General features: G+C 73.8%; 14 protein-coding genes and 1 riboswitch. Of the genes, 11 read left to right on the top strand and 3 right to left on the bottom strand.

Annotation, left to right across the window (positions count from 1 at the left end; all coding sequences use genetic code 11):
- Positions 1-182 precede the first annotated feature (182 nt).
- The gene (locus AB0G52_RS17710) at positions 183-812 is read left to right on the top strand and encodes a TetR family transcriptional regulator (protein WP_361337204.1); all 630 of its coding nucleotides are present in this window, start codon (positions 183-185) and stop codon (positions 810-812) included.
- 9 nt (positions 813-821) lie between these two features.
- Positions 822-1003: riboswitch (TPP riboswitch) on the bottom strand.
- 135 nt (positions 1004-1138) lie between these two features.
- Complete coding sequence (locus AB0G52_RS17715; RefSeq protein WP_132886523.1) at positions 1139-1783, top strand: 1,4-alpha-glucan branching protein; 645 nt, start codon at positions 1139-1141, stop codon at positions 1781-1783.
- 287 nt (positions 1784-2070) lie between these two features.
- Here AB0G52_RS17715 and AB0G52_RS17720 read toward each other — a convergent pair whose 3' ends face one another.
- On the bottom strand, positions 2071-2304 hold the full coding sequence (locus AB0G52_RS17720; protein WP_132886524.1) for a ferredoxin: 234 nt from the start codon (positions 2302-2304) through the stop codon (positions 2071-2073).
- A gap of 6 nt (positions 2305-2310) precedes the next feature.
- Positions 2311-3768, bottom strand: coding sequence for an aldehyde dehydrogenase (locus AB0G52_RS17725; protein ID WP_132886525.1), 1458 nt, complete (start codon positions 3766-3768; stop codon positions 2311-2313).
- A 245-nt stretch (positions 3769-4013) separates the two neighbouring features.
- Here AB0G52_RS17725 and AB0G52_RS17730 point away from each other — a divergent pair, with 245 nt between their 5' ends.
- From AB0G52_RS17730 to AB0G52_RS17755, 6 genes are all read left to right on the top strand, one after another.
- Positions 4014-4532, top strand: coding sequence for a toxin (locus tag AB0G52_RS17730; protein ID WP_132886526.1), 519 nt, complete (start codon positions 4014-4016; stop codon positions 4530-4532).
- Positions 4529-5947: an MAB_1171c family putative transporter gene (locus AB0G52_RS17735; protein WP_361337205.1), complete on the top strand. Its 1419-nt coding sequence runs from the start codon at positions 4529-4531 to the stop codon at positions 5945-5947. Before AB0G52_RS17730 ends, AB0G52_RS17735 begins: the two co-directional genes overlap by 4 nt.
- Positions 5944-7134 carry a DUF6545 domain-containing protein gene (locus AB0G52_RS17740; protein ID WP_132886527.1) on the top strand — a complete coding sequence of 397 codons (1191 nt, stop codon included), beginning with the start codon at positions 5944-5946 and terminating at the stop codon, positions 7132-7134. Before AB0G52_RS17735 ends, AB0G52_RS17740 begins: the two co-directional genes overlap by 4 nt.
- A gap of 13 nt (positions 7135-7147) precedes the next feature.
- Positions 7148-8626 (top strand): FAD-dependent monooxygenase, encoded by a 1479-nt coding sequence (locus AB0G52_RS17745; RefSeq protein WP_361337206.1) that lies wholly within the window; start codon positions 7148-7150, stop codon positions 8624-8626.
- Positions 8627-8704: 78 nt separating this feature from the next.
- On the top strand, positions 8705-9280 hold the full coding sequence (locus AB0G52_RS17750; protein WP_132886529.1) for a GNAT family N-acetyltransferase: 576 nt from the start codon (positions 8705-8707) through the stop codon (positions 9278-9280).
- Positions 9281-9339: 59 nt separating this feature from the next.
- Positions 9340-10389 carry an MBL fold metallo-hydrolase gene (locus AB0G52_RS17755; RefSeq protein WP_361337207.1) on the top strand — a complete coding sequence of 350 codons (1050 nt, stop codon included), beginning with the start codon at positions 9340-9342 and terminating at the stop codon, positions 10387-10389.
- 147 nt (positions 10390-10536) lie between these two features.
- Here AB0G52_RS17755 and AB0G52_RS17760 read toward each other — a convergent pair whose 3' ends face one another.
- A complete protein-coding gene (locus AB0G52_RS17760; protein ID WP_361337208.1) occupies positions 10537-11118 on the bottom strand; it encodes an XRE family transcriptional regulator in 582 nt (193 codons plus the stop codon).
- 269 nt (positions 11119-11387) lie between these two features.
- Here AB0G52_RS17760 and AB0G52_RS17765 point away from each other — a divergent pair, with 269 nt between their 5' ends.
- The 3 genes from AB0G52_RS17765 to AB0G52_RS17775 all read left to right on the top strand — a co-directional run bounded on the left by AB0G52_RS17765 (position 11388) and on the right by AB0G52_RS17775 (position 14672).
- A complete protein-coding gene (locus tag AB0G52_RS17765) occupies positions 11388-12413 on the top strand; it encodes a hypothetical protein (RefSeq protein WP_361337209.1) in 1026 nt (341 codons plus the stop codon).
- A 367-nt stretch (positions 12414-12780) separates the two neighbouring features.
- Positions 12781-14022: a prenyltransferase/squalene oxidase repeat-containing protein gene (locus AB0G52_RS17770; RefSeq protein ID WP_361337210.1), complete on the top strand. Its 1242-nt coding sequence runs from the start codon at positions 12781-12783 to the stop codon at positions 14020-14022.
- Positions 14019-14672 (top strand): SCO2322 family protein, encoded by a 654-nt coding sequence (locus AB0G52_RS17775; protein ID WP_132886534.1) that lies wholly within the window; start codon positions 14019-14021, stop codon positions 14670-14672. The genes AB0G52_RS17770 and AB0G52_RS17775 overlap by 4 nt, the downstream gene beginning before the upstream one ends.
- Positions 14673-14680 lie beyond the last annotated feature (8 nt).

A 14680-nucleotide genomic window follows, 5' to 3' on the forward strand; every position in this document is an offset into this window, starting at 1 on the left:
CGCCGGGACGCTAATCTAGAACAAGTTACAGACTTGATCGTTCAGGAGGCTCTGAATCTACCGGCAGGTAGGGGCGGAGTGAGCAGTGGATCAGGTGATTCGCGCCACGACGCGAACCCCTGCCATGCTGTCTGATCACTCGCCCTGAGCACTGCCCTCACCGACTGTCACGGACGGGACCCATGCCTGCGGAAGCCAAGGTGGACATCAGCGCCCGGCCGGCCACTCCCCCGCTCACCGAGCGGCAGGAGGCACGGCGCCGCCGGATCCTGCACGCGAGCGCGCAGCTCGCCAGCCGGGGTGGTTTCGACGCCGTGCAGATGCGCGAGGTGGCCGAGTCCTCCCAGGTCGCGCTGGGGACGCTGTACCGCTACTTCCCGTCCAAGGTCCACCTGCTGGTCGCGACCATGCAGGACCAGCTGGAGCACATGCACGGGACGCTGCGCAAGAAGCCGCCGGCCGGCGAGACGGCGTCCGAGCGGGTCGCCGAGACCCTGATGCGGGCGTTCCGGGCGCTGCAGCGGGAGCCGCACCTGGCCGACGCGATGGTGCGGGCGCTCACCTTCGCCGACCGCAGCGTGTCCCCCGAGGTCGACCAGGTCTCCCGGCAGACCACGGCGATCATCCTGGACGCGATGGGGCTGACCGACCCGACCCCCGCCCAGCTCTCCGCCGTCCGCGTGATCGAGCACACCTGGCACTCGGCGCTGATCACCTGGCTCTCCGGGCGGGCCTCCATCGCCCAGGTCAAGATCGACATCGAGACGGTGTGCCGGCTGATCGACCTGACGGAGCCGGGCGGGCGGGCGTAGGGCACGCGAAGACCTACGAGACGGGTTCCCTTCGCCGGTATGGTCCGGATCAGGTGATGGGGGTCGCCGTCCGGCTCAACCACTGCCTTCCGGCCTCTCAGCCCGACCGTCGACGTCGGCACCGGCGGATGCCTCTGCATCTGCGTCACGCCTGAGTCGGCTACTCCGCTCGGACTCCCTCACTCGCCTCGTAGGCTGATTTCAGGATAGAACGCGCGGAGCGAAAGAGAACCCCCCGAAGCGCATTTTTTTACGTTTATCGGACATCAAGGCATCCGGCGTCGAGGTGTCCGACATCGAGGCCTGATCGCGGGGAGAATCGCCCCATGGCTCTCATCCACCGCACCACCCTCAAGCCCACCAAGGTCGAACTCCTCTCCGCCTGGCTGCCCACCCGCCCCTGGTACCACGGCCCCGCCGTACCGGAGTTGGCGAAGGCCGGCGGGTTCCGGCTCGACGACCCCGAGGGCGAGGTCGGGATCGAGTTCATGGTCGTCACCGACGGGTCGGCGGCATACCTCGTGCCGCTCACCTACCGCGGCGCACCCCTGGAGGGCGCCGAACACGCGCTCGTGGGCACCACGGAGCACGGGGTGCTCGGTACCCGCTGGGCCTACGACGGCTGCCACGACCCCGTGCTGACGGCGGAGCTGCTCGCCCTGGTCGAGGGCCGGGCCGAGGCGCAGGCGCAGAGCCTCACCGACACGCCCGACCGGGAGGTGGCCCGCGGATACACCGGCGACGGCCCCCTGGCCGGGCTCGGAGCCCCCGTCGACACGGACGGGGCCACCGAGTTCGCCGTACCGGACACCGACCTGGTGCTGCGCCTGCACCGCGTCCTGACCCCCGGCTCGACGCCCCCCGCGGACGCACTCGGCCACGTCACCGGCGCCTGGGACCACCCCGAAGGCACCCGCACCCGCACCGTCTTCGCCACAGTGGAACCCCGCCGAACCCACCGCCCCACCTGACCTCCGCCCCCGCGCCCCCTCCGGCCAGTCCCGCCACCACCGGCCGGCCTCGCGGCCCTTGCCGGGGGACCCACCGATCGACGCCGGCCGGCCCGGCTGCCGGCGTGCAGTCAGTCCTGCGGCCGGGCACCGCACGTCATCAACCCGCCGACCAGCCCCACGCACCTCCGCCCACCCCCGCGCCCCGCCGACCAGCCCCACGCCCCGTCCGGCCCCGTCGTCAGCTCGCGGGTGCTGCCGGACGGCCCTCCTGTCGGTCGCGCGGCTCCCGCCGGTCGGCCCTTCGGTCAGTCCTCCGGCGGGAAGACCGGCTCTCCGGTGTCCAGGAGGGTGATCGTGATGGCCTCCACCGGGCAGTTCTCCGCCGCGTCGAGGATCCTGCCGTTGGCGTCCGTCTCCGGGTCCACGGGGTGGGACTGCATGGCGGAGTCGAGGCGGAAGGAGCCGGTGGCGCGGTGGACGCACTGGGCCGAGCCGATGCAGATCGACCGGTCGACCTCGACGTGCCAGCGGTCACCCATGGTCCGTCACGCCTCCCACCCGGCCGGCAGATGGATCATCTTGTGCTCCAGGAACTCGCCGTACCCCTCCGGACCGAACTCCCGCCCCAGACCGGAGTTCTTGTAGCCCCCGAACGGTCCGAGCATGTCGAGGCTGAAGGTGTTGACCGAGTACGTGCCGGTACGGACCTGGCGTGCGACCTCGATGCCGTGCGCCACGTCCGCCGTCCACACGCTGCCGCTCAGCCCGTAGTCCGAGTCGTTCGCGATCTTGAGGGCCTCCGCCTCGTCGCCGTAGGGGAGCAGGCAGATCACCGGCCCGAAGATCTCCTCCCGGGCGATCCGCATGGAGTTGTCGACGCCGCCGAAGAGCGTCGGCTCGACGTACCACCCCTTGTCCAGGCCCGCCGGGCGCCCGCCGCCGGTGAGTATCTTCGCGCCCTCCTCCAGCCCGATCCGGATGTAGTCCAGGTTCCGCTGCTGCTGGCGCCGGGCGACCAGCGGCCCCACCTGGGTGGCCGGGTCGAGCGGGTCGCCGACCTTCAGGGCGCTCGCGGCGGCGGCGAAGGCGTCGGCGAACTCGTCGTAGCGGGAGCGCGGCACGAGGATGCGGGTCTGGGCGACGCACGCCTGCCCGTTGTTCATCCAGGCGGCCGGGACGATCCCGGCGACGGCGGCGGACACGTCGGCGTCCGGCAGCACCACCGCCGCCGACTTGCCGCCCAGCTCCAGGGTCACCCGGGTGAGGTTCCGCGACGCGACCTCCATCACCCGCCGGCCCGCGGCCACCGACCCGGTGAACGAGACCTTGTCGACGCCGGGACGGGACACCAGGTACTCGCTCACCTCCCGGTCCGCCGGCAGGATGGACAGGACCCCGTCCGGCAGCCCGGCCTCCCTGGTGATCTCGCCCAGGATGTACGCGTCCAGCGGGGACTCCGGGGACGGCTTGAGCACCACCGTGCACCCGGTGAGCAGCGCGGGGGCGAGCTTGGCGGCGGCGACGAACTGCGGCACGTTCCACGGCACCACGGCGGCCACCACCCCGACCGGCTCCCGCCGCACCAGGATCCTCCCGAGCACGCCGTCGCGCGTCTCCTCGTACGTGAAGTCACGCGCCACCCTGATCGCCGCGTCCCACACCATCATCGCGCCGAGGGCCTGCGCGAGGACGCTCCAGGAGTACGGGGAGCCGTTCTCGGAGGAGATCACCCGGGCGATCTCCTCGTGCCGTACGGCGATCGCGTCCTTGATCCGGGTGACGACCTCGATCCGCTCGTCCAGCGTCATCCGCGGCCAGGGCCCCTCGTCGAAGGCCCGCCGGGCCACCGCCACCGCCCGGTCCACGTCCTCCCGCGAGGCGTGCGGCACCCGCCCGAAGACCTCCTCGGTGTGCGGCGAGACCACCTCGATGACGTCCTTGCCGAGGGGGTCGGTCAACTCCCCGCCGATGAACAGCTGTCCGTGCTCCAGGAACTCGGTCATGGCGCCCCGCACCCTTTCTGACGGTGTCTCAGAACTGATACCAGTTCTAGTTCGACTAAGCCAGGGGCGTGAGTGAGCAGGCTCCGAGCAGCCGTTTCCCCGCCACTCGTGGCCGTCGTCAGGCCATCCGTCCCGGCCGGGTGCCCGTGGAGGTAGCCGAGTCGCGCGACACTTGGCATATTGCGATCCACCCGTGTCCACACCGCGGGGGTTCTGCACGGCGTTCGACGCTCCCGGGGAGAGGCGTGCGTAAGAGGAAAGAGATGCACCGGCTGGCGGACGCGCTGATCGAGCCGCTGCGGGTTCCGGTTCCGGCGGATCCCGACGTGCTCTTCGACGCCCTCGTCGACTCCGTGAACCGGTGGCGGGGCCGCCCCGTGCTCGTGCACAGGCGGTCGTTCCCCGCGTTCCTGCGCACGACCGGGATGTGGATGGAACAGCACCACCCCGACGCGGGCGTCGTCGACCACATCGTCATCGAGAAGGACGCCGCGGACTGGCACAAGCTCGTCATCTTCGGCCACGAGGTGTGGCACATGCACAAGGCGCAGTCGATCGGCCCGGAGCAGCTGGCCGCCGCCGCCCGTACGGACTTCGTCGAGGCCGCCGAGAAGGAGGCCGAGCGCTTCGGGCTGCTCGTCGCCCGGCGGCTGCGCCCCTGGCTGCGGGCGGCTCCGGACTCCGTCTACGCGGCGCGCGGCGGGGCCAGTGATCTCGCCGGCCGGATCGGGGCCGCTCTCGACCACCGGGGGACGCAGCCGTGAGCGGCCTGATCAACTACGGCAGCTGCAGCGTCCTGTGGGTGGGGCTGGCGCCGAAGCTGCGCGATCTGCTCGTGCACCGGCGGGATCCGTACCTGCGCGCCATCACCGCGGTACTGGCCCTCGCCAGCCTGTGCTTCCTGCTCGGGGCCCCGCCGACCGTGGGCGTGATCAACGAGGTCAGCCACGTCCCGAATCTCGCGGCTCCGCTGACCTACGCCAACATCACCGCCTACAGCGCCTCCTCACTGGTCCTCGTCGTGTACTGGCGGGGCGGCCCGCACGTGCACCGGACGGCCCGCCGCTGGACGCTCAGCTACGCCGCCGTGATCGTCGCCATCGGCATCCTGTTCGCGCTCGGGGACGCCTCCACGGAGCGCCGGTCCGACTTCGACACCTACTACGCCACCACGCCCTTCATCAGGGAAATGATCGTCCTGTACCTGGTGGCGCACCTGACGGCCGTCACCGTCACCGGAGTCCGGTCGCTGCGCTGGGCGAGGGCCGTGACCGGCCGGCTGCGCGTCGGCCTGGTGACGCTCGGCGTCGGCACCATGACCGGCGCCGGGTACAGCGTCTGCAAGCTCGTCGCCGTCGCCGCCCGCTGGAGCGGCCGCGACTGGTCGCCGCTCAGTACGGACCTTGCACCGGGGTTCGCCGGGATCGGCGCCTTCCTCTCCGTCACCGGCGTCCTCCTGCCGCTGCTGGGGCGACGCCTGACCCACTGGTACGGCTCCTGGCGGACCTACCGCCGTCTGCGGCCGCTGGAGCGGGAACTCGCCGACATCAACGTCCGCAGGTCGCTGCGCATGCCGCGGCCGCTCTCCCCGGGGCTGTGGCTCACCTGGCGCGAGACGAACATCCACAACGGCCTGAAGGCCCTGGAACCGCATCTCGATCACGACCTGTTCGACCGGGTGTACGCCCGCGAGAGCCGCCAGGCGGACGGCTCCCGGCGGGCGGGTACCGCGGCGTTGGCGGTCACGGTCGCCACCGCCGTCCGCAGCGAGCGCGCCGGCCGGCCCGCCTTCGCGTCGCGCGTGGACGACCTGCCGCTCCAGCTCCAGGTCGTGAAGAACGTGACGGACCTGGTCCACGTCGCCGACGCCCTCGCCGACTCGCCCTCCGCGTCCCCCGCGTCCTCCGCGTCCCTCGCGTCCTCCGCGTCCCCTGCGTCCTCCGCCGCTTCCACCTCGGCCCCCGCCGCCTCCGCCTCCGCTTCCGCGTCCTCCGCCGCTTCCGCCTCGGCCCCCGCCGCGTCTGCCTGCGCTTCCGCCCCCGCCGCCTCCGCCTCCGCTTCCGCCTCGGCCCCCGCCGCCTCCGCCTCCCTCTCCGTCTCCGTCTCCGTGGAGCCGGCACGCGCCCGCTCCGGCACCCTGCCCCCGCCGCCCGGGGTCGAGGGGGGAGCAGAGGCATGAGCTTCGTCGTCTACTCGGCGGCCGCGTTGTTAGCCGTGTCCGCCCTGCTGCTGTCACCGAGGCCCAGAGCCGCCCTGCGCCACCCGCTCACGGCATCCACCAGCGCGAACCTCGCCCTCGCCGCCTGCTGTTTCACGTGTTCCGCGCCGGTCACCCTGTCCGCGGTGAACTCGGCCACCGGCATACCGAACTTCGGCGCGCCGCTGACCTATTCGCTGATCTCGGCGTACAGCTGCTCGCTGCTCGTCCTGCTGATCACCTGGCGCGGCGGCAGTCCCGCCCGGGTGCGGCGGCTGGTCTGCCGTGTCATCGCCGGGTGCGCGTTCCTCATCACCGCGATCATCGTGGCGTTCGCCCTGGCCGATGCCCCGGTCGAGCGGTTGCAGGACCTCGACACCTACTACTCGACCACGCCCGGCATGCGCGAGATGATCGCCCTCTACCTGCTCGGACACGGGGTGTGCGCCCTGATCATGTGCGCGGTCTGCCTGAAGTGGGCGCGGACGGTGACGGGTCTGCTCCGGCGGGGCCTGTGGCTGATCCTCATCGGGATCCTCGTGGACGTCGTCGGCTTCGAGTTCGGCAAGATCACCGCCGTCGTCGCCCGCTGGACGGGCCACGACCTCGACTTCCTGTCCACCGACGTCGCCCCGCCGATGGCGTCCCTGGGAGCTCTGATCTGCAGCGTGGGCTTCGTACTGCCCCGGTTGCTGCCCGCGGCCCGGGAACAGTGGCGGAGCCTGTGGGACTACCGGGAACTCGCCCCCCTGTGGGCCGCGGTGCGGGAGCTGACCACCGCCCCCAAGCCGGCGCCGTCCTGGTGGCAGTTCCCCAAGGCATGGCTCCAGTGGCGTGAGTTGTCCATCCACGACGCGCTCCTCCAGCTGACGCCCGCCTTCGACAGGAACGTCGGCCGCGCCGCGTACACCGCGGCTCGTGCGCAGGGCCACACGCCCGAACAGGCCCGCGTGGTCTGCGAGGCCGCGATGGTCGTGACGGCGGCGCGCGGCGCCCAGGGCCCGGGCCGGGCACCCGCCCTGGACGCTCCCGGCGGGGCCGACCGTTACCGGCTGCGGGCCACCGCGGGCCCCGGCACCGGGGATCTGGTGCAACTGGCCCGCGCGCTGGGGCGGTTGCCGCTCACCGGCGAGGCGAACAAGGTTACGGTGAGGGCCTCACAGGAGTGACTTGAGGAGTCTCATGCCGCGCAGAGCCGTGGTCATCGGTGCCGGAACGGCGGGCGTTCTGGCCGCAGCCGCCCTGGCGACCGTGGTCGACGAGGTGATCGTGCTCGACCGTGACGACCTGCCCGGCGGCCCGGACCACCGCAGGGGGGTGCCCCAGGGACGCCACGCGCATCTCCTGATGGCCGGCGGCCTGGAGGCCATCGACGCGCTCGTCCCCCCGTCGGTCGACATACGGGAGCATCTGCGCGACGCCGGCGCCAAGGAGATATCCCTCGCCAGGGGCATGCTCGCGCTCACCCCCGAGGGGTGGTTCCGTCGCTGGAGCCGCGACGGGCACCACATGGTCACGTGCACACGGGCGCTCCTCGACTGGGCCGTGCGCACCGCCGTCATGACGTACCGCGGGATCAGTGTGCACCGGGCCCACGCCCGCGCCCTCCTCGGCTCGGCCGCGCGGGTCACCGGGGTGCGGGTCGCCGCAGTCGGCGGTGCCGGGTTCGCGCCGCGGTTCACCGCCCTGGAGGGGCTGCGGGTCTCGGCCGACGGTTCGGAGGCCGACCTCGCCGCGGACTTCGTGGTCGACGCGAGCGGCCGTGGGTCCCGCATCGTCACCTGGCTCGCGGAGGTGGGGATCACCGGGGTCCAGGAGCGCACGCTGGACACCGGGCTCGTCAACTCCACCCGGATCTTCCGGACTCCGCGCGGTGCGGAGGGGTGGCCGCTGACGCTCGTGCAGCCCAACCCGTTCACCGGTGAGCCCGGCCGCAGCGGGATGGTCGTTCCGATCGAGGACGACGCGCAGGGCGCCCGCTGGATGGTCAGCTTCGGGGGCTCGCGCGGCGGGGAGCCGCCGAAGGACGAGGAGAAGTTCCTGCAGTACGCGTTCGACCTGCCGCACCCGATCGTGGGGCAGCTGGTCGCCGGAGCCGAACCGCTGACGCCCGTCTTCACCAGCCACAGCTCCAGCAACGCCCGCCGCTACCTGGAGAAGGCGCCCGTCTGGCCGGACGGGCTCGTGGTGCTGGGGGACGCCCTGGCCACCTTCAACCCGCTGTACGGACAGGGCATGTCGGTGGCGGCGCTGAGCGCTCTGGCGCTCGCCCGAACGGTGCGCGAACGGTGGGGGACGCCCGGTCTCGCCCGGCGGGCCCAGCGGGAGGTGGCCAGGCCGATCGAGGCCGCGTGGACGCTGGCCGTCAGCTCGGACGTCCTGTACCCGGGCATCGTCGGCAGCGGCCCCACGCTCGCCGACCGGATCTCGGCGAAGTACACCCGGCGGCTGGTCCGGGCGGCGACCGGCTCCTACCCGGCCGCGTCCGCCCTCTGGGACGTCACCAGCGTCAAGGCCGGCCCGCTGCGCCTGTTGCGGCCGGCGGTGCTCACGGCCGCGCTGGCCGGTCCCCCGCTCCCCCGCCTGTCGGGACCGCCGCTCACGTCGGCGGAGCACGAGATCCTGCGCCGACTGACCGACGTGCCACGACCGACGCCGTAGTCCGCTCGCCGAGTGGAGCGGCGGGCGGGCGGTGGAAACCGATTGCCCGCGGGGGCGAGTACGCGTTGGCTGGGGCGCATGACCGAACTGCGTACCGAACGCCTCGTCCTTCGCCCCTGGCGCGACTCCGACCTCGGACCGTGGGCGGCGATGAACGCCGACCCCGAGGTGCGGGAGCACCTGGGCGACGTCCTCACCCGCGAGCAGAGCGACGCCTCCGTGGCACGGTTCCGGGCCGACCTCGACCGGCGGGGCTACGGGTGGTGGGCGGTCGAGGTGCGGGCCACGGGTGCGTTCATCGGCTTCGCGGGGCTGGACGACGTCGAGGACGGCCTGCCGTTCGGCGGCGTGGAGATCGGCTGGCGGCTGGCCCGTCCGGCCTGGGGCCACGGCTACGCCACCGAGGCCGCGCTGACGGTGCTGGCCCACGGCTTCGCGGCGCTCGCGCTGCCCGAGATCCTCGCCGTGACCACGGCCGGCAACCTCCGTTCGCAGGCCGTCATGGGCCGGATCGGCATGACCCGGGACCCGGCCGGCGACTTCGACGACCCCGCCGCGCCCGAGGGACCGCTCCGCCCGAACGTGCTGTACCGGATCACGGCGGCGGACGCGGCCGCGCGGAGCGGGAACTTCGCCGAGCGCCGTCCGATCTGAAACCAGTTCTAGTTATAGTGAGCGGTGGCCGTGGGACGGGCGGGCGCGGAGGCGGGCTGATGACGGACAGTCGGGGCGGTTCGACGGCGGTACGGGACCTCGGCGGGGGCGTGCGGTCCCTCGCGGTGCCGATCCCGGACAACCCGCTGGGCCACACGCTCGTCTACGTGCTCGACACCGATCGCGGGCCGGTGCTGGTCGACACCGGGTGGGACGACCCCGGCTCGTGGGACGTGCTGGTGGCGGGGCTGGCGGCCTGCGGCACGGGGGTGGCCGAGGTGCACGGGGTGGTGATCACGCATCACCACCCGGACCACCACGGGCTGTCCGGGCGGGTACGCGAGGCCTCGGGGGCCTGGATCGCCCTGCACGCCGCCGACGCGGCGATCGTGCGGCGGACGCGGGAGACCCGGCCCGAGCGGTGGTTCACCTACATGGCGGCGAAGCTGACGGCCGCCGGGGCGCCCGACGAGCACATCGCGCCGTTGCGCGGCGGTGGCCGGCGGAGCCTGCCCGGCCTGTCACCGGCCCTGCCCGACCGCGAGATCGTGCCCGGTGAACTGCTCGACCTGCCCGGCCGGCGGGTACGGGCGGTGTGGACTCCGGGTCACACCCCCGGCCATGTCTGCCTGCACCTGGAGGAGGAGCACCCCGCCCGGCTCCCGGGCAACGGACGGCTGTTCTCCGGGGACCACCTGCTGCCCGAGATCACCCCGCACATCGGCCTGTACGAGGACCCCGACGACGCCACCGTCACCGACCCGCTCGGCGACTACCTGGACTCCCTGGAGCGCATCGGCCGCCTCGCCCCCGCCGAGGTGCTCCCCGCCCACCAGCACACCTTCGCCGACGCGCAGGGCCGGGTCCGTGAGCTGCTGGCCCATCACGAGGAGCGGCTCACGGGACTGCTCGCCCTCCTCCAGGAGCCGCTCACCCCCTGGGAACTGGCGGTCCGCATGGAGTGGAACCGGCCCTGGGAGCAGATCCCCTACGGCTCGCGGAACATCGCCGTCTCGGAGGCGGAGGCCCATCTGCGGCGGCTGGTGAAACTGGGCCGGGCGGAACCGGTGCCGGGGAGCGACCCGGTCACGTACGTCGCGGCGCGGTAGGAGACGCGTGGATCCCGGGGCCGGGTCGGCGGCTCCAGAGTGCGTGCGGTGTCCCGGACGAGCCGGGCCAGGAACCGCTTGGGGGATCGGGGCGGGCTCATGCGTCGGCGTCCTCGCGGGCGGTCGGCGAGTCGCCCTGTCGAAGGGTTAGTTGACGGCGCTCTCGGAGGTGACGATCAGTTCTGCCAGGTCGGCGAGGGTGGCCAGCTGCCGGGGGTTCATCTGCGGGGCGCGGGCGGCCAGCCGGACCAGGCCGCTCTCCCGCAGCCGGGACAGCGGGTCGGCCTGCGCCTCCAGGCCCTGCAGCACCGGCTGGAGCGCCTCGTAGAGCGCCTCGGGCTCGTCGGCGGTGAAGAAGCCGGCCGGGAGGCCGAAGAACCGGCGCAGTCGGTCGGTGTGTTCGAGGCTCGGCAGGCCGCTCTTGCGCCACTCGCTCAGCCACTGCCTGCTGGTGCCGGCGATGGCGGCGAGTTCGCCCAGCGAGTACCGCTTGCCGTCGGGCCTGCGCCGGTTCTCACGGATGAAGTCGAGGCGCTGGCGCACCCGTTCGGCGAGCCCGGTCTCGGGAGCGGTACCACCGGCGAGCAGTTCGGCGACCACCGCGACCGGGATGCCGGTGCGGTGCGAGAGGTCGGCCACGTCCAGCGCCTCGGACAGCCGGCCACGGCATCCCGTCAGCTCGCCGAGCCGTTCCAGTACGCCGGTCAGCGGGGCATGGGCGTCACTCACCAAGGTCCCCCTGGACGCGTCGAAGGCCGCCCGGCGGCCGCTCGGCCGGGCAGACGCGAGGCTACCCAATCACCCGTACCGTCCACCAGACATGACAAGGTCCACTGCTGAATTGGGCAGCAATCGTTGACATATGACGCTTCGACAGGAAAGGATCACGATCCACCAGGCCACGGTCGTACCGAACCGCTCCGGGTGCCGCCGACGGGGGAGCGGCGGCCGGGGCGGACCGCCGCCCCGCCTCCTCCCCGCGAAGGTGAGGCGAACCGATGCCGCAGCCCGTCCTGCTCCTCGGCACCGGCCGCCGCCGCGCCTACGACGAGTTCGCGCTGGCCCGCGTCGCCGCGGCCCGCCCGGTGCTGCTGGTGGACGCCGCACCGCCCGCCTGGGCGCGCCCCCATCTGACCGGTCACCTCGCCGCGGACCCCGGCAAGGGCGGGGCGACGGCGTCGGCGGTGGTGCGGTTCGCGGCCCGGCACCGGGTCCGCGGGGTGCTGACCCTCTCGGACGAGTACGCGGTCGCCGCCGCCACGATCGCCGCCCAGCTGGGGCTGCCCGGCCTGTCCCCCGCCGCGGCCGCGGCCTGCGCGGACCCGGCCGCCCTGCGCGCCTCGCCGGCCGGGCGCGGCGTGCCCGCGGACGATCCCGCCGACCACCCCGGCGCGCCCCGCGTGTGCGCGGAGACCGTCGTCCTGGACGGCGAGATCCGGATCGCCGCGATCACCCGCACGACCCTGGGCCCGGCGCCCGCCGGGCAGCCGCTGCGGCACACCGTGCACGCCCACGACGGCCTGCTGCACAACCGCTTCCTCCGGCTGGCCGTCGACCGCACCGTGCACGCTCTCGGCGTCGACCTGGGCGTCCTGCACATCGGATTACTGCTCACCGACCGCGGCCCCCGGGTCACCGACGTCACCCCGCACCTGCCCGGCGACCTGATCCCGCTCCTCGTCAGGCGGGCCACCGGCGTCGACCTCGCACAGGCCGCGGCCGCGCTGGCCACCGGCGAGCTGCCCGACACCACGCCGACACGGCAGCGGGCGGCCGCGGTCCAGTTCGCCTACCCCACCGCCGACGGCCGCCTCGACCGCCTGGAACTCTCCCCCGACGCCGCCCGGGAGCCCGGCGCCGACCGCATGATCCTCACCCAGGACCCCGGCGCCCACGTCACCGTCACCGACCGCCTCGCCCTCTGGGCGGCGGTCGGCGACACCCCGTCCGACTGCGCGGACGCCCTGCACCGCATGGGCCGCCACCTGACAGCGGTGGTCGCGCCCCTGGCGACGGCGGCGTGACCGTCCGGCCGACGGCGGCGTGGTGGAGCGTCCGACGGCGGCGTGGCACAGCCGGCCGGCCGTGCCGGGGCGTACCCGCACAGCCGCCTCCCAGGCGCTGAGGACCGGCCGGTAAAGTAGCCGGGTCGTCAGCGCCCGTACGGGAGGAAGCCGGTGCAAACCCGGCGCCGTCCCGTCCCGCGCTCCTGGTTCCCGGCTTCGCCCGCACCGGGTGCGGGACGGCGAGCGGGACCGCCCCGTGCGGGACGTTGATCGGCTCATGTGCGCCGGCACCGCCGTCGTACGGCACCGTCGAGGTTTCACGGAGCCGGGTCGCCGGGGTGTCCCGCGCTGCCCGGCTCCCCGCAGGGAGAGGCACCCGCCGACCATGAACGTCCTCCGCCGCAGCGCCGCGGTGCTGGCCGCGACCGCCGTCATCGGCGTGGCCGCACCCACGATCACCGCGACGGCCGCGGACGCCGCCTCGCCGTCCCCGACCGCCCCGGCGGCGCTCCCCTCGGGGCTGTTCGGCGACTCGGACCCCAAGTACGACGGCGTCTGGCGCCAGTCCCTCGCCCTGCTCGCCCAGCACACGGCCGGTGAGACCCCGGCCGCCGCGGCGGTGGACTGGCTGGCCGGGCAGCAGTGCGCGGACGGCTCGTTCGCCCCGTTCCGCGCCGACCCGGCGGCGGCCTGCGACGCCAAGACCCCGGTCGACACGAACAGCACGGCGGCCGCCGTACAGGCGCTGGCGGCGGCCGGCGGACACGGCGGTGCCGTGGACAAGGCCGTGGGCTGGCTGAAGGCCCGGCAGAACCAGGACGGCGGCTGGGGATACGCCCCGGGCTCGCCCAGCGACACCAACTCCACCGGCGTCGTCATCGGCGCGCTCGCCGCGGCCGGCGCGAGCGCGGACAGGTCACCGTACGACCTCCTCGCCACGTGGTCGGTCCCCTGCGCCCAGGACGGCGGCGGCGGACTCGCCTACCAGCCCGGCAAGAAGGGGAAGCTGACCGCCAACGCGGACGCCACCGCGGCGGGGGTGCTGGGCGCCCTCGGCAAGGGGTTCGTGACGACGGCCGGGAAGACCCCGGCCGGGGCCCCTGCCTGCTCCGACCCCGGCTCCGGCGCCAAGGCGCTGACGCGCACCGAGGTGGCCCGCAACGGCGCCGCGTACCTGGCGGACGCGATGTCCGCCAAGGGGTACCTGGTCACCGCACTCGCCGGTGCCGCGCCGCAGCCGGACTACGGCAACACCGCCGACGCGGTCGTCGCGCTGGCCGCGCAGGGCTGGACGAAGCAGGCGCGCAAGCCGTACGCCTGGCTCACGGCCCATGCCGCGCCGTGGGCGAAGCAGAGCGGGCCCGCGGCCTACGCCGAACTCGTCCTCGCCGCGCACGCGATGGGCGCGGACCCGCGCGACTTCGGCGGTACCGACCTGGTGGCGGCCCTCGACGCGACCGGACCGGCACCGCGGCAGGCCGCGCCGCAAACGGGGGCGAAGACGGAGGCGAAGAAGGACGGCGGGAAGTCGTCGGGTCCGAGCGTCTGGTGGATCGTCGGGACGTGTCTCGTCGCCGGCATCGGCATCGGCTTCCTGCTCAGCGGCCGCCGGAAGCAGCAGCTGTGACCGCGGCCCGCCGCGCTGCCCCGCTGCTCCTGGCCGTGCTGCTGCTGGCGGCCTGGGGTTCGGCGGGGCGGGCCGAGGCCGCCGGCTACCGGTACTGGTCCTTCTGGGAGCGGGACGGCGGGCGCTGGACGTACGCCACGCAGGGACCGTCCACGGCGCAGCCGGCCGACGGCGCGGTGGAGGGGTTCCGGTTCGCGGTGAGCGAGGACTCCGGCGACGCGTCGCAGCCGCGCGGGACGGCGGACTTCCGGACCATCTGCGCCGGTATAGAAGCGGTCCGGGGGAAGAAGCGGGTGGCGCTGGTCGTCGACTTCGGTACGACGGCGGACGCGCCGTCCGGCGAGCGGCCGCCGGCGCGGCGGACGGCGTGCGCGGTGGTGTCCGCCGCCGTGACGTCGGCGGATGCGCTGGCCGCGGTGGCGAAGCCGTTGCGGTACGACACGAACGCGCTGCTGTGCGCCATCGCCGGGTATCCCGCGAAGGGCTGCGGGGAACAGGTGACGGCGGGCTCGGGCGGTTCGGGGCGTTCGCCGGCCTCGGGGGGCTCGGGGGACGGCGGGCCGTCGGTGGGGCTGCTGGCCGGGGCGGGCGTGGTCGTCGTGCTGGCGGCGGGGGCGTTCTGGCAGGCGCGGCGGCGCAGGGATGCCTGACCGTCACC

Source organism: Streptomyces sp. NPDC021562 (assembly GCF_040640875.1).
GTDB lineage: Bacteria > Actinomycetota > Actinomycetes > Streptomycetales > Streptomycetaceae > Streptomyces.

Excerpts from the sequence above, each read along its gene's own strand:
- AB0G52_RS17710 (WP_361337204.1), top strand. The coding sequence starts at position 183 with ATGCCTGCGGAAGCCAAGGTGGACATCAGCGCCCGGCCGGCCACTCCC.
- AB0G52_RS17715 (WP_132886523.1), top strand. The coding sequence starts at position 1,139 with ATGGCTCTCATCCACCGCACCACCCTCAAGCCCACCAAGGTCGAACTC.
- AB0G52_RS17720 (WP_132886524.1), bottom strand. The coding sequence starts at position 2,304 with ATGGGTGACCGCTGGCACGTCGAGGTCGACCGGTCGATCTGCATCGGC.
- AB0G52_RS17725 (WP_132886525.1), bottom strand. The coding sequence starts at position 3,768 with ATGACCGAGTTCCTGGAGCACGGACAGCTGTTCATCGGCGGGGAGTTG.
- AB0G52_RS17740 (WP_132886527.1), top strand. The coding sequence starts at position 5,944 with ATGAGCTTCGTCGTCTACTCGGCGGCCGCGTTGTTAGCCGTGTCCGCC.
- AB0G52_RS17745 (WP_361337206.1), top strand. The coding sequence starts at position 7,148 with ATGCCGCGCAGAGCCGTGGTCATCGGTGCCGGAACGGCGGGCGTTCTG.
- AB0G52_RS17750 (WP_132886529.1), top strand. The coding sequence starts at position 8,705 with ATGACCGAACTGCGTACCGAACGCCTCGTCCTTCGCCCCTGGCGCGAC.
- AB0G52_RS17755 (WP_361337207.1), top strand. The coding sequence starts at position 9,340 with ATGACGGACAGTCGGGGCGGTTCGACGGCGGTACGGGACCTCGGCGGG.
- AB0G52_RS17765 (WP_361337209.1), top strand. The coding sequence starts at position 11,388 with ATGCCGCAGCCCGTCCTGCTCCTCGGCACCGGCCGCCGCCGCGCCTAC.
- AB0G52_RS17770 (WP_361337210.1), top strand. The coding sequence starts at position 12,781 with ATGAACGTCCTCCGCCGCAGCGCCGCGGTGCTGGCCGCGACCGCCGTC.